Below are 14,360 nucleotides of genomic sequence, written 5' to 3' on the forward strand. Positions count from 1 at the left end.
TTATGAATGCCGCCGCCCATGCCCGGATCGATCCATTCGCCGTCGTCCTGCCGGAGTTCACCGGGCGTGAAGAGCACGTAGGCGGTGTCGTCGTCGATGAAGGGCGCAAGCGTGGCGTCGAGCCACTCGCATGCGGGATAGCGCGTCTGGGGCCGAACGCCATCGTCGGATGGTGTCTGCAGCCGCTCGAACACGCGCGCGGCGACGCGGCATTCGCCTTCCGGCAGTTTCTCCGACTGAAACAGCTTTTCCGCAATGGCGATGAAAGCCGCCACGTTCTCCGCACGGCGATTCATAAGAGCTTCCCCGCGACCAGGTGCTTCGGAAGACCATGCTGATTTTTTGCCGTTCGTGGATCGGTCTCGCCAAGAACATGTTGCAGTTCAGCTTGCGGAGCTAGACGTCGACGGTCTTGCGAGCGTCGAGGAGCCTGTTCGCCGCGCGCCGCGCCCATTTCCCCGAAAAGCCGCTGCTTTTCGAGTCTGATCGCAGGATCGGCTTTCATACGCTTCCCTTACGCTGGCGACGTCGATGCAAGGCTTTGCGAAGCCGCATCCGTATGTCACACGCCGTGCCTGCGGCGCGCAAATTCCAACGAAAAGGTCATCGTGAAGCCCATTCTTTCCACCGTCGCGGCGGGTGCGGCGTTTTCCCTGTTTCTTTCCGCGTGCGGCGGCTCGACGCCGTCCACGTCGGGCGGCGTGTATATGGGTCCGGTTGCGAACGCATCCGTGACCGCGCACGAGATCTCCGCCGACGGCACGGTGTCCGACAAACCCGCCGCCGTCGCCACCACCGATAGCGACGGCACGTTCAGCCTGCGCGGCACGCTGCGCTATCCGCTGCTCGTGCGCGTGACGGGCGGCAGCTTCGAGGAGGAAGCGAATGGAACGGCCACGAGCCTCTCCGGCGAACTCGACGCGGTCTATCTCAGCGCGCCGTCGCAGATGGTCGTATCCGCGTACTCGAACGCGGTCGTCGCCGATGCGCGCGCCGCGGGCGGCCTCGTCGCGGGCCATATCGCCGCGGCGATGGCGCGCGTGAACGCGTTCGCCGGCGATATCGACGTGCAGCAGACGACGCCGACGCTCGTCGCGATGGGCACGGCGTCGGCGGTCACGGACGGCGCGAAGATGGCGCTCGCCCTCGGCGCGGAATCCGAAAGCCGCACTACCGACGGCAGTTCCATCGATGCGAGCACGCAGGACATCGTCGCGCAGGCCGCCAACGGCGACACGCTGACTTCGTGCCACGCGGGCGCGGGCAATGTCGCCGCCGACGGCACGCTCGGCGCGCCCGACGGCGGCAACTGCTCGATCACGGCGGGCGCGTCGATGCACATGTCGAACCCGCGCAACCGCTCGGGCATCACGTCGGTCGCGCAACTGGAGCCGGTGATGCCGGGCGCGATCCAGACGGCGAAGGGCAGCGCGTCGACGTGCGGCGACCGCATCGCCTTGCTGAACGACAACCTCGCGCTCTTCGAAGGCCGCAGGAACGACGTGCAGGCGAAGCTCACCGGCAATATGACGAAGACCAACTGGTCGACCTTCCAGACGACGAGCAGCTGGGGCCCGCTCGCCGGCCAGTACGGCGCGATCGAGCCGCCCGCCGGATGCACGGACATCGCCATGTTCCAGCGCGAACTCGTGATCGCAGTCGAAAATTACTGGGTCGATCAGAATGTCAACTATTGCCATCACCACGTTCCGGGCTGGCTGCCGCCGGACGATTCGTCGTCGGCCGATCCGAGGTATCGCAATTCGTCGAAGGGCAGCACGTCGGGCGAGAAGAGCAGTTCGACGCAGAAGTACGGCATGACCTGCACCGCGCAGCGCAGCGGCATCGACGGCTCGCAGATCGTTCAGCACCAGGGCGAAGCGAGCGCGCAGGCCTTGCCGCCCGCGCAGATTCAATGGCACGGCGTGGACTGCTCCGACTTCACCGCGTGGGTCTACAACTTCGCGGGACTGACCACGGACAACCGCGAAGTCGAAACCGGCATCACCACGCAGGCGTGCATGACGCCCGCCGGCGCGGCGAGCACGCCCAAATGGGCCGGTCCGCAACAGACGGGCGTGCTGCTCGACATCAATCACGGCAACTTCGACGACACGTCGAAGCACCTGCTGCCGGGCGATCTGCTGTACATCACGGTCGCGCCGCCGAAGGTCAACAACGTGACGGTTCCGGAGACGGCAACCTCCACCATCGCGCTGTCGCATGTCGTGACCTGGACGGGGAAGAAGTGGTCCGAGCTGCGCAACGGGCCGGAAGGCTGGCGCTACGATCCGGCGCACATCGGCGAGCCGGGTTCGCGTCTCGGCGGCGATCTCGCCTACATCCTCAACGATAACGACGTGCTGCACGCGCTGAAGACGCTCGATCCGTACATGATCATCGACAGCCATTACGCGGGGCCGGCGTATCGGCCGTTCTACGGGTGGTACCGCGGCAGCGTGTCGAACGTGCGGCGCATCATCGGCGCGGACGAAGCGCGCGCGAATCCGCAACTCGCGGATCTGATCATCGAGCAACAGCCGTCGATGGCGCGTCCCGCCGCCAGGGGCACGCTCGGTCAGATCGTACTGGCGTCGAAGCACGGTCTCGCGAACGGCGGATACCGCCTCGCCTACACGCAAGGCAGCAACGGCGCGCTCGCGAGCTGCCAGCGGGTCGGTGTCGCGAAATAAGCGCGAGGTTAGCGAACAGCCGGCGCCGAGCAAGCGCGATGCAACGCGCGATGCAAAACACGCGGCGCGGCAAAGCCACGAATAGTCGCCTCTTTGGCGCTCTGCTCGGAGCTTTGGCCGCGCCGCGCATGGCTACACTGCGACGTACTCGAACCGGCGCGACACAACAACAAGGAACGGCGATGGCCGACGCTGTGGATCATTATTTCGTGGGCTTGACACAGCAGATTTCGGCTGGCGGACTCGCGCGACTGCGCGGTCATGGCGCGCCCACGATGCCGGCGTCGGTCGTCTATCCGGTCGGCGCGCGTTTCAGGCATTTCGTCGGGCCGCTGGTCACGCTGCTGACGAGCGACGCGCGCGTGCGCGAAGTCGTGCTGCGCCCCGTGCTCGGGCGGTATGGATCGAGTCAGGAACTATCCGTCGGTCTCGAAGTGAAAGCCGAAGCGGGCTTCGACGCCGCAAGGCTCGCCGCGAGCGTGTTCTCGCTCGCGAACGGCGCGGCGCAGACCGATGCTTTCGTCGGCCGCGTGCTGCCGCCGGGCGAGTGGACCGACAACGCGCGTCCCGGCCTCACGGTCATGTTCAAGGTGCCCACGCGCATCGCGGATACGGTCGAACTCGTGCGCCAGATCGTCGGCTTTCCCGGCGAAGGCTGGGCGATCGACGGTTTCACGATGATTCCCTCGGCCGATAGCCGCATCGGCATCGTGCAGGGTTTGCGCTACATCTTCCTTCCCGAAATCAGCGTCCGATGGGACGCCGGCCTGCGCGAGCGCCTCGGCGCGAACGAAAGCGAGATCGACGTGATCCTGCTCGATCAGGCGACGCGCATCGGACGTCTGTGCAAGCTGCTCGTGCAGGACGAGACCATCGAGGCCGCGTGGCTGAGCTGGTTCGACATCATGGTGGCGGGCATCGAGGACTACCGCGAGGTCATCGCCACGCTGATGGCGGAGCAGGGCGCGCGCACGGCCGATCCCAAATCCATGACGCGCATGGCCTTTTCCGAAATCCTGGAACTGACGAGCGCGAGCGTGCTGCAAAAGCGCCTGGCGTTTCTCGGCCACGGCGGCGCACGGCAGGACGAGACGGCACGCGCGGACATCGTGCCGGGCGTCGCCGCGTGAACGGCTCCGGTTACATCCGTAACGCAGCCGCCGGACATTGCAACACGGCGGTAGCACCGTCGCGCGAGACTCACGCAGAAGCAACAACGACGGAGCAAGCGATGAAAGCAACAGGCAGGCAAGGCAAAGCGCGCCGCACGCGGAGAAAGGCAGCATGACGCCGGAGCAGCTCAGGAACGCGCTCGCCCGCGACCGGCAGATCGCCGATATCGATCTGAGCGGCATTGATCTGTCCGGTCAGGACTTGTCCGGAAGCCGCTTCACGAATGTCTCGCTAGCGGGCGCGAATCTGTCGGGCGCGATGCTCGCCGGCGCGGAATTCCAAAAGGTCGCACTGTCCGGCGCGAATCTGACGCGCGCGCAGGCCGCGGGCGCGACATTCACGCGCGTCGATCTGCGCGCAGCGAATGCGCAGGACGCGGACTTTTCCGGCGCACATTTCAACGCCTGCGATTGCAACGCGAGCTCGTTCGCCGGGGCGCGGCTCATTCGCGCCGATGCCTACGGCAGCGTATTCGCCGGAACGGACTTCTCGCGCGCGACGCTCGTTCGCTGGACCGCGATGAACACCGATCTCGCGAGCGCCAAGCTGGCGGGCGCGTCGTTGCGCAATGCTTATCTAAAGGGCGCGAACCTTCGCGGCCATGATCTGCGGACGTGCGACCTGACCATGACGATTCTCGACGCCGCGCAACTGCAAGGCGCGAATCTCGGCGGGCTCGCGCTGGACCGCACGAGTTTCATCGATGCGCAACTCGACGGCGCAATGCTGGCCGGCGTGAAAGGCCAGTACACGGCGCTGCTCGGCGCGCGGCTCGCGCAGGCCGACTTGCAGGGCGCGCGCTTCGATTTATCGGATGCGAGCGGGGCGGATTTTTCCGACGCACGCGCCGATGGCGTGCACTGGGACCGCTCGGTATTGAAGAAGGCGACGTGGCGGCGCGCATCGCTGAAAGCCGCGCGGTTCGTGAACTGCGAGCTGTCTCATGCGGATTTTTCCGAGGCGGACGGCTCCCGCGCGGATTTGAGCGGCTCCAACGCACACGCGCTGAAACAGGAACGCACGCGCTGGGACGGCGCGAACCTGAGCAACGTGCGTCCCACGGACGACCTGCTGTTGCAGGCCGAAGAGTGGCGCGCCCGATGACGCGCCCGGCAGAGCGGACGCGGCAAACACGACTCGACACACGACTCGACAGGCGGAACGAACCATGAAGCAAACCAATCTGGTCCCGATGATGCGGGCGAGCAACGACGAAGCGGCCAGTCTCGTCTACGCGACCGTGACCGGGCGCGCGGGACAGTGGTACTTCCTGAGCGCAGCCGATGGCTCTCTGGAGCGCGCGCTGCGCGCGGATAGCTGCCTCGTCGAGCCGGATTGCGGCGATTCCGTGCTGGTCTGCCGCGCCGGCGCAAACGTCGCGGCTTACGTGCTGGCGGTGCTGGCGCGCGCGGTCCCGGACAGCGCCGATCTGCTGCTGCCGGGCGGCGTCGCGCTGCACGCGGCGCAAGGCGGGCTGCGGATCGACGCCGCGCGCATCCGCATGAACGCGACGTCGGAGGTGGCCATCGGTGCGCCGCGCGTGGCCGTGGAGGGCGTGATCGGCGATCTCGCCTTCGACCGGATGAACGCGTCGATTCGCGAGACGCAGGCGCGCTTCGGCATCGTGCGGACGGTCGCGCGGGAGATGACATCGACGGTGGAGCGGCTGGTGCAAAAGGCGCGCACGAGTTTCCGCTGGACCGAAGACGTCGACGAAACGCGCGCCGGCCGCGTGCGGATGCAGGTCGAGGAGCGGCTGCACATCACCGCGCAGCACGCGAGCGTGCTGGCCGAGGGCCATGTGCGTATCGACGGCGAAAAAATCGATCTCGGCTAAGGGGAACACCATGTTCGCAGTCACCAAACAGGCCGGGCAGTGCATGGGCGCGCCCGACGTCTGCAAGACGCCCGCGCCGCCCGCACCGCCCGTGCCGATTCCCTATCCGAACATCGGGATGCCGATGCTCGGCAATCCGGCGACGACCAAGGTGATGATCGGCGGGATGCCGGCGCTGACGACCGCATCGCAGATTTCCATGAGCGACGGCGATCAGGCCGGCGTGGCGGGCGGCGTCGTATCGAATCAGGTGATGGGGCCGGTCGCCTTCCCGCTCGGCAGCGTCTGCGTGATGCTCGAAGGCGCGCCCGCCGTGCGGCTCGGCGACATGACGCAGCACAACGACGGCAATATCGTCGGCTCGGTGGTGGCGCCGAGCCAGGCGATCGTCATGGTAATGAGCTGAGGCTCGCGCACACATGAAACGGCCATGCGAACGCCCGGAACCTGCGGCAGTGAAGGACGCGCGGCGCGACCAAGCGAGCGGCGCGCGACGCCGCGGGGCTGTTCGAACCCAAAAAAGCCTGTGAGGAAAGCATTGTGAATGCACCGTCTGACAACGTACTCGCGAATCGGCGCTTCGATTTCCGATCCGCCGCGCACGATGCCGGCAAGTTCGCCGTCGTCGAAATGGAAGGCTTCGAGGCGATCTCGCAGCCCTTCCGCTTCACGCTGACCCTCGTGTCGGAAGATGCGTCGATCGATTTCGACGCCATGCTCAGGCATCCCGCGACGTTCGTCATCTATCCGCCCGATGGCCGCGACAACGTGCCGTATCACGGCGTGCTGGCCGAATTCGACCAGTTGCATCGTGCGGACGGCTACGTGTTCTATCGCGCCGTGCTGGTGCCGCGTCTATGGCGGCTGTCGCTGTATCGCATCTCCGAGGTGTATCTCGACGAACAGCCGATTCCCGCCACGCTCGAGCGCGTGCTGAAGGACAGCCAGTTCACCGACAGCGATTACGCTTTCCGCCTGAGCGGCAATTTCGAGCGCAACGGCGCGTACCGGCCGCGCAGCTTCGTCTGTCAGTACGAGGAGACGCATCTTGATTTCGTGTCGCGCTGGCTCGAAAACGAAGGCATGTATTACTACTTCGATCACGACGCGGGCGGGCAACTGATCGTCGTCGATGACCGCATCATGCACGACGCGAACGCGGTGCAAGTCGACTATCGTCCCGACGACGAGATGGACACCGGCGTCTCCGGGCGCTCCGTGCGCGACTTCGTGAGCCGCCAGAAGCCCTTGCCCAAGGAAGTGATCCTGCAGGAGTTCAATCATCGCAAGGCGGCGGTGCCGCTGAAGATCGTCGAAACCGTATCGGACGACGGGCTCGGCCAGGTCATGCTCTACGGCGAGAATTTTCGCGGCGAGACCGAAGGCCGGCGCTACGCGAAACTGCGCGCGCAGGCGCTCGTCTGCCAGGGCCGCGTGTTTTCGGGCGAGGCGACGGCGGTCGGGCTGCGCAGCGGCTACTTCGCGCGGCTCGCGGGCCATTACCGGCAGGATTTCAACGACACCTATCTCATCACGGAGATTCATCACCGGGGCACGCAGGCGGGCGCGCTGCTGGCCGGCGCCAGTGGCGCGCGCGGCGAGACGTCGTATCGCAACAGTTTTCGCGCGATTCCCGCGAACGTGCAGTTCCGGCCGCAGCGCGCGACGTCCAAGCCGCGCGTGGCCGGCACGATGACCGCGTTCATCGACAGCGAAGGTTCGGGCCAGTACGCGGAGCTCGACGAGTTCGGTCAGTACAAGGTGCAACTGCCGTTCGATCTGACCGACAAGAATCCCAACAAGGGCTCCGCGCGCGTGCGCATGGCGACGCCCTATGCGGGCAGCGACCACGGCATGCACTTTCCGCTGCACAAGGGCGCCGAGGTGCTGCTGTCCTTCACCGACGGCGATCCGGACCGGCCCGTGATCGTCGGCGCGGTGCCGAATTCGGAGAATCCAAGCGTCGTCGAACAGGCGAGCGCGCACGAGAACCGCATCAGCACGGCGGGCGGCAACATGCTGCATATGGGCGACAGCGAAGGCAAGGAAGTCATGTGGCTGCATTCGCCGTTCCATAACAGCACGATCGGCATAGGCTCGATCGATCCGAAAGGCGGCGGCAGCATCTGGAGCAGCACGGCGGGCAACAGCGAAACCGTCACGCTCGGCACGACCAACGCGACGAGCGTCGGCGGCAAGAACACGTTGACGGTCGGCGCGGCGACGACGCTGTCGGCGGCCGTCAACAACAATGCGACGCTCGGCGCGACGCTTGCGATGTCGGCGGGCATGAGCGTCACGTGGAACGGCGTGTTCGCCGGGCTGCCCAACGCGGCGGCGGTGGGCGGGATCGCCGGGGCGGCGGCGGGCGGCGCGGGACTCGGGGCGCTCGCCGCGACATCGGGCGGCGGGGCATCGTCGATTGCGGGCAATACCGTCGCCGGCGCGGCGATCGGCGGTCTCATGGGCGCGGCGGCGGGCGCGTCGGGCGCGGGCTCGTGGCTGTCGCCATCGGTGCAGTCGCTGACCATCGACGATTCGACCGGCATCACGCTCAATCAGAAGCAGAACCAGCGCGCGGTGGAGAAAGTGACGCTGTCCGGCGGCCAGTTGCCGCTCGTCACGGCGACCGTGAACACGGTGAAGACGGGCGTCAAGATCGCGGCCAGCACCGCGCTCGCCGCGCAGGCGGCGCTCGCGATCGCCTCGACCTACAAGGCGTATCAGAGCGACGGCGCGAAAGCCGGCGCGTGGACGCCCAACACGACCGGGCTGCTGGACGCGCAGTACGCGCTCGCCGGGGCCGAGGCGCTCGGCGTCTATGGCTTCATGCAGTACGCGGCGCGATCGCTCGCCACGACGCTCAACACCGAAGCCGCCTACGTGAGCAACGTCACGCTCGACGACAAGGGCGTCAATCTCGGCGTCGGTCTCGCGGGCGTGGGCGCGAAGCTCGCGATGTCGACGCCCGATCTCGGCGCGAACGCGAGCGTCGCCATGACCGTGGGGCCGGCGGGCTCGCTCGCGAAGCTGTCGATGTCCGCGGCGGGCATCGCGATGACCACGCCGGCGAAATTCGGCGCCACCGGCAGCGATGTCGCGATCACCGGAGTCGCCACGACGACGATCAAGGCGCCGGCCGTCACCGTCGAGGCGGCGGCAGACCTGGCGCTCAAGGCTATCGGCAAGGCGAACCTGAGCGGCGCTTCCGTGTCGGCGCAGGCAACCGCCGATGTCGAGATCAACGCCGCGGGCAAGGCCGTGCTGCGCGGCCTCGGATCGACGACCGTGAGCGGCGCCACGGTGCTCCTGTACGCCGATTCCTGGGTGGCCTGCACCGGCAAACTGATCCAGTTGGGCTGAACGATGAAAGTCCTGAAATCGCTCGATATGGCGCTGCTCTACCGCGCCTTCCGTTTCGCGCGGCGCGACTCGCTTGCGCTGAGCCTGATGGCGTGTTTCCGCTTCGACGCGCCCGGCGGGATCGACGGTCTCGTGCCGGAAAACGAAGTCTGGGCGCTGGTCGAGCAGGCGCTCGGCAACGACGGAATGCTCGATCAGGGCTATCCGAAGCCGGCGGGCGAATATCTCGTCTACGGCGCGGCCTGCGCGCCGCTCGGCAGCGAGGTCGAGCAGATGCGCGTGAGCGTGCGTGTGGGCGAGCTCGCGAAAACGCTCGTCGTCAGCGGCGAGCGGCACTTCGGCGTCGGCGGATTGCCCTCGCGGCCAGCGCCGTATGCGCGCATTCCGATCGTCCCGGCGACGGCGTTCGGCGGGGCGGGCTGGACGGCGAATCCGTCCGGCAAGGGATGGGTATCGCCCGGGCAGGACGGCGGCGCGCGTCTGGCGCTGCCGAACGTCGAATACGAAACGCGGCGGATGCTCGGCCGCGCCGATTGTCCCGACCCGGCGGGCTTCTGGGCGTTCGATCCGATGTCGCCGCAGCGCCAGCAGTATCTCGGCGCGTGCGATGAACGCTGGCTCGCGACCGACTGGCCGCATCTGCCCGCCGACACGCGCGAGCAGTTCTTCATGAGCGCGCCGTCCGATCAATGGCGCGCGTCCGGCTATTTCGCCGGCGACGAGACGTTCGAGATTCAGGGCATGGATGCGCGTCGTCCGCTGTTGCGCGGCCAGTTGCCGGGCTTGCGCGCGCGCTGCTTCGTGTACGGCCGGGCGTCCGATGCGGCGTCCGATTCAGCGGTCGTGCGCGAACTCGACGCGCGGGCGGACACGGTCTGGCTGTTTCCCGAGCTCGGATGCGGGATGGTTCTGTATCGCGCGCTCGCCGCCGTCACCGATTCCGACGCGAGCGACGTCACGCACATGCTGGCCGCGTGGGAACCGATGGCATCGGCGCCGTTGCCGTTCGAGCATTATCGCGACGAGTTGCTGGCCAGCCTGACCAAAGCCGCCGACGCGACGCCCGCCGAACCGGCCGCGCCGATCGCCGCAAGCACGGCGGCGGCAACGGCGCCCGCCGCGCTGTCCGTCCCGGCGATGCCCGCGCCGATCACAGAGGAAGCGGCGCAAGAACTGGCTCAGGTCCAGACGATGACCGCGGACCTGAACCGTCAGACCGACGCCTTCATGAACAGGCACGGACTGACCGCGAAGGATCTCGAACCGTTCCTGAAGGTCGAGGAGCCGCCGGCTCCGGTGAGCCTCGCCGAAATCGAGCGCATGACCGCGGCGCAGAACGCGCGCACGCGTGCGTTCATGCAGACGCACGGCCTGAGCGACGCGGACCTCGCGCCGCTTCTGAAGGCCGCCGACCCGGGACCGGAGCCGAACCTCGCCGACTTGCCGTCGATGGCGGCGAGGATGCAGGACGCCACGCGCGAAATGCTGAAGCAGGCCGGCATGAGCGAGGGCGAGGTGAACGGCTGGCTGGCGTCGAATCCGGCAACCGCGGATCTCGCCGCGCTGCCGCAGCCCGGCACGCCGCTGCCTTCCGTCGATCCGTCCGCGCTCGCGGCGCTGGCGGCGCTGCCGGCAACACCCGCCATGCCGGACGCGCCCGACTTGTCCGCGCCGCCGTTGCCGCAGCCGCCGACGGCGCAACTGACGCGCGAGCAGGTGATCGCGCGGCACGCGGCGCGCGAGAGCCTCGCCGGCTACGATCTGTCCGGCCTCGATCTGTCCGCGCTCGATTTGTCCGGCGCGGATTTTTCGGCGGCGCTGCTCGAAAAGACCTCGTTCGCGAAGAGCGCGCTGCAACGCGCGAAGTTCAGCCAGGCGCTGCTCCGGGAGACGGATTTCAGCGGCGCGGATTTGCAGGATGCCGAACTGATGGACACGAGCGGCGGCGGCGCAAAGTTCACCGACGCCGATCTGCGCGCCGCGAACCTGACGGGCGGCGATTTCTCGATGGCCGATTTCAGCGCCGCGCGGCTCGGCGCGGCACGGCTCGGCCGCGCGCTCTTCAACAAGGCGAAGATGGCGGGCGCGGATGCATCGGCATGTCATGCGCAGGAAACCCACTTCGATGCCGGCGATCTGACCGGCGCGAACTTCCGTGGCGCGGCACTGGATCGTGCGACATTCCGCGAAAGCGTGCTGAACGGCGGCAACTTCGAAGGCGCGCGCTGCGAGCAGACGGTCTTCCACGGCGCACAGGCGCGGCAGGCAACGTTCGCCGGCGCGAACCTGGGCGCATCGCGCGCGCAGTCGGCGTGCTTCGACGGCGCGCAACTGGCGGGCGCGAACCTCGTCCGCGGGAACTGGCAGGGCGCGCAACTGCGCGGCGCGAATCTGGAGCGCGCGTTGCTGGACGATGCCGATTTCAGCAACGCGCAAGCCGCGACGGCGATCTTCCGGCGCGCGCTGGCGCCAGGCGCGAAGTTCGCGAAGGCCGATCTCAGCGGCGCCGATCTGACCGCGATCAACCTGTTCAAAGGTTCGCTGCGCAAGGCGAGGCTCGACGGCGCGCTGCTCCGGCACGCGAATCTGTACGGCGTCAATTTCGACGAGACGCAACCGACCCTCGCGATGGTCGAAGGCTCGAACATCGAGCGGACGATCCTCAAGTACCGGCCGCCGGCCGTCTGATGCGAAGCCCCGAACACTCGCCTCTTTGGCGCTTATTTCGAGGCATCGGACGCGCGGCGGCTCGCTACACTCTTGCCGATGTTTCCGATCGGCCGGAAGCACGAGAACAACCGAAGGGCGATGGCCGACGCCAGCCCGATAACCCAAGCAACGTATGTCCGATCTGACGGCGGCACTGTTCGCCCGCTATAACCGCGTCATGCGTATCGCGCTCGTCGGCGTGCTCGTCGTGGCGTGCGCGCTCGTCTATCTGCAATACCGGATGACGCTTCAAGCGCAGACTTCCGGCGTGAGCCAGCGGATGCAGGAGCAGGCGATCGCGCTCGACGCGCTCGTGCGCAGCAGCACCGACGCCGTCAACGCCATGCGCATTCAGGGCGAGACGTGGCTGCGGCTGCATCCGCAGGGCGCCCCCGATACGGCATTGCTCGACGCGCTCCGGCCCGGCAGGGAGCCGGACAGCATTCAGCTCGATGCGCTGCCCGCGCCGTGGACGCCCGCCGACGCGGGCAACTTGACAGGCCTCGTCGGGCCGCGCACGCGGGCGCTCGATCGCGAACTCAAGATGGCGCTGAGCCTGAACGGCCCGTTCAAGACGATCATGGCGAATCTGCCGGGCGCGACGTGGGTCTACTACACGTCGGCGCGGCGCTTCATCAATATTTATCCGTGGGTGGCGTCGAAGGATTACTTTTACGCCGACAGCCTCAGGAAGCAGGAGTTCTTTACGGAAGTGCAGCGCGCGCCGGGGCCCGAGCGTTCGGTGTTCTGGACGCCCGTTTATGTCGATGAAGCCGGCAAGGGTTTGATGGTGACCGCATCGGCGGGCGTGTTCGACGGCAGCGCGTTTCGCGGCTCGGTGTCGCTCGATCTGACGCTCGGCTGGCTCAACCAGTTCGTGCGTACGTGGCCGCCGGGACTCGGGCGGATGTTCATCGTGAACGACCGCGGACAGTTGCTCGCCGATCCCGAACTGGTGCACGCGGGCGCGCAGGAAGTGCGGATGGCCGCCGACGCCTTTCCGCCCGCGCTGCGCCGCGACGTCGAGCGCGTGCTGCGCGACGCCGACGGCCGTCTCACGATCTTCGACGACTATTACATCGAAGCGGTCGGCATCGGCCATGCGCCTTTCCGTCTCGTGCTGCTGCTGCCGCGCTGGAACCTGCAGCGCGTGGCGCTCGAAACCGGCGTGCCGAGCGTGCTCGTGCTGGTGCTGAGCCTCACGCTCATGCTGATGATCGCGAGCCGCATGACGTACAACGACGCGATTCTTCCCGCGCAGAAGCTCGTGCGCTACATCCAGGACGAAGACCGCGGCTCGGTCAAGTCGATTCCCGATATTCCGCAGGCGTGGCGGCCCTGGTTCCTGACGATCCAGAACGTCTTCAACGCGCATACGAAGCTCGTGTCGATCCAGCAGGAACTCGACGTCGCGCGGCGTATGCAGCAGTCGATCGTGCCGACGCGCTTTCCGTCGCGTCCCGACTTGCAGATGTTCGCGCGCATGGTTCCGGCGCGCGAAGTCGGCGGCGACTTCTACGATTACTTCTGGCTGTCCGATCAGAAGATCGGCGTGGTGATCGCGGACGTGTCGGGCAAAGGCGTGCCCGCCGCGCTTTTCATGGCGGTGGCGCGCACGCTGCTGCGCGCGATCGCGCCGAGCGCGGCGAGTCCGGGCGCGTGCCTCGCGCTCGCTAACGACCTGCTCGCGCAGGACAACGAGGCGACGATGTTCGTCACGCTGTTCTACGGCATTCTCGACACGGCGACCGGCGAACTCGAATACGCGAATGGCGGCCATAATCCGCCTTACGTGATCGCGCCCGACGGCTCGATATCGCAATTGCCGGGCACGGGCGGCATGGCGCTGGGCGTGATCGAAGGCACGCCGTTCGCGGAAGGACACATGCGTCTCGACGCCGGCACGACGCTTTTGCTGTACACCGATGGCGTGACCGAAGCGTTCAATCCCGCCGACGAGGAATACGGCGAACTGCGTCTCGCGCAGCATCTGGCCGACGCGAAGGGCGTGGAAGTCGAAGTGCTGCTGAAGCGCCTTTTCGACAGCGTGCATCGTTTCGCCGATGGCGCGCCGCAATCCGACGACATCACTTGCCTCGCGATTCATTACGGGGCTTCCGGACCGACGACATCATGAGCGCAACCGGCACGCTCGACACGCAACTGGACGCACGGACGCCGGATATCGGCGACCTGGTGGATCGCTTGGAGGCGCTCTTCGACGCGCACGGCCTGCCGCCGCCGCTCTTCCAGAGCTTCGCGATGGCTTTCGACGAAGTGATCTCGAACATCGCCGCGTACGGCTCCGCGCACGATCCGATTCGCGTGCGCGTGACGATCGCGGCCGACGCGGTGCGCGCCGAGGTCAGCGACGACGGCGTCGCCTTCGATCCGCTCCAGTTGCCGGACCCTGACGTGACAAGCGATGTCGATGATCGCGCGATCGGCGGTCTGGGCGTCTTCCTGGTCAGAAAGGTCATGGATGCGGTGACCTACGAGCGCCGCGACGATCGCAATTGCCTGCACTTCAGCAAGCGCATCGCCGCGCAGCCGGCTGCGTGATGCGCGTTATGAATTACCGAGGA

General features: G+C 67.1%; 9 protein-coding genes and 1 pseudogene. 9 read left to right on the forward strand and 1 reads right to left on the reverse strand.

Features of this window, described 5'->3' with window-relative positions:
• Window positions 1-8: 8 nt before the first annotated feature.
• Window positions 9-296 (reverse strand): annotated as a pseudogene (locus NCT32_RS33610) (dimethylsulfonioproprionate lyase family protein); the annotation flags it as partial.
• A gap of 411 nt (window positions 297-707) precedes the next feature.
• On the opposite strand from NCT32_RS33610, the gene NCT32_RS33615 reads away from it, so the two are divergent.
• From NCT32_RS33615 to NCT32_RS33655, 9 genes are all read left to right on the forward strand, one after another.
• A complete protein-coding gene (locus tag NCT32_RS33615; protein ID WP_284502498.1) occupies window positions 708-2,693 on the forward strand; it encodes a hypothetical protein in 1,986 nt (661 codons plus the stop codon).
• Window positions 2,694-2,875: 182 nt separating this feature from the next.
• The gene (locus NCT32_RS33620) at window positions 2,876-3,823 is read left to right on the forward strand and encodes a hypothetical protein (protein WP_250478465.1); all 948 of its coding nucleotides are present in this window, start codon (window positions 2,876-2,878) and stop codon (window positions 3,821-3,823) included.
• Between the two features lie 154 nt (window positions 3,824-3,977).
• A complete protein-coding gene (locus tag NCT32_RS33625) occupies window positions 3,978-4,970 on the forward strand; it encodes a pentapeptide repeat-containing protein (protein ID WP_250478466.1) in 993 nt (330 codons plus the stop codon).
• A 64-nt stretch (window positions 4,971-5,034) separates the two neighbouring features.
• A complete protein-coding gene (locus NCT32_RS33630) occupies window positions 5,035-5,703 on the forward strand; it encodes a DUF3540 domain-containing protein (protein WP_250478467.1) in 669 nt (222 codons plus the stop codon).
• A gap of 10 nt (window positions 5,704-5,713) precedes the next feature.
• Window positions 5,714-6,109: a DUF4150 domain-containing protein gene (locus NCT32_RS33635; protein WP_250478468.1), complete on the forward strand. Its 396-nt coding sequence runs from the start codon at window positions 5,714-5,716 to the stop codon at window positions 6,107-6,109.
• 134 nt (window positions 6,110-6,243) lie between these two features.
• Complete coding sequence (locus NCT32_RS33640) at window positions 6,244-9,066, forward strand: type VI secretion system tip protein TssI/VgrG (RefSeq protein WP_250478469.1); 2,823 nt, start codon at window positions 6,244-6,246, stop codon at window positions 9,064-9,066.
• A gap of 3 nt (window positions 9,067-9,069) precedes the next feature.
• Window positions 9,070-11,754 carry a DUF2169 domain-containing protein gene (locus NCT32_RS33645; protein WP_250478470.1) on the forward strand — a complete coding sequence of 895 codons (2,685 nt, stop codon included), beginning with the start codon at window positions 9,070-9,072 and terminating at the stop codon, window positions 11,752-11,754.
• 154 nt (window positions 11,755-11,908) lie between these two features.
• Window positions 11,909-13,912 carry a SpoIIE family protein phosphatase gene (locus NCT32_RS33650; RefSeq protein ID WP_250478471.1) on the forward strand — a complete coding sequence of 668 codons (2,004 nt, stop codon included), beginning with the start codon at window positions 11,909-11,911 and terminating at the stop codon, window positions 13,910-13,912.
• Window positions 13,909-14,337 carry an ATP-binding protein gene (locus tag NCT32_RS33655; protein ID WP_250478472.1) on the forward strand — a complete coding sequence of 143 codons (429 nt, stop codon included), beginning with the start codon at window positions 13,909-13,911 and terminating at the stop codon, window positions 14,335-14,337. The genes NCT32_RS33650 and NCT32_RS33655 overlap by 4 nt, the downstream gene beginning before the upstream one ends.
• Window positions 14,338-14,360 lie beyond the last annotated feature (23 nt).

Origin of the sequence: Caballeronia sp. INML2 (assembly GCF_023631365.1) — a bacterium.
In the GTDB taxonomy this organism is placed as follows: domain Bacteria; phylum Pseudomonadota; class Gammaproteobacteria; order Burkholderiales; family Burkholderiaceae; genus Caballeronia; species Caballeronia turbans.

What these genes read in the sequence shown, in the direction of transcription:
- NCT32_RS33620 (WP_250478465.1), top strand. Translation starts at nt 2,876, where the DNA reads ATGGCCGACGCTGTGGATCATTATTTCGTGGGCTTGACACAGCAGATT.
- NCT32_RS33630 (WP_250478467.1), top strand. Translation starts at nt 5,035, where the DNA reads ATGAAGCAAACCAATCTGGTCCCGATGATGCGGGCGAGCAACGACGAA.
- NCT32_RS33650 (WP_250478471.1), top strand. Translation starts at nt 11,909, where the DNA reads ATGTCCGATCTGACGGCGGCACTGTTCGCCCGCTATAACCGCGTCATG.
- NCT32_RS33625 (WP_250478466.1), top strand. Translation starts at nt 3,978, where the DNA reads ATGACGCCGGAGCAGCTCAGGAACGCGCTCGCCCGCGACCGGCAGATC.
- NCT32_RS33655 (WP_250478472.1), top strand. Translation starts at nt 13,909, where the DNA reads ATGAGCGCAACCGGCACGCTCGACACGCAACTGGACGCACGGACGCCG.
- NCT32_RS33645 (WP_250478470.1), top strand. Translation starts at nt 9,070, where the DNA reads ATGAAAGTCCTGAAATCGCTCGATATGGCGCTGCTCTACCGCGCCTTC.
- NCT32_RS33635 (WP_250478468.1), top strand. Translation starts at nt 5,714, where the DNA reads ATGTTCGCAGTCACCAAACAGGCCGGGCAGTGCATGGGCGCGCCCGAC.
- NCT32_RS33615 (WP_284502498.1), top strand. Translation starts at nt 708, where the DNA reads ATGGGTCCGGTTGCGAACGCATCCGTGACCGCGCACGAGATCTCCGCC.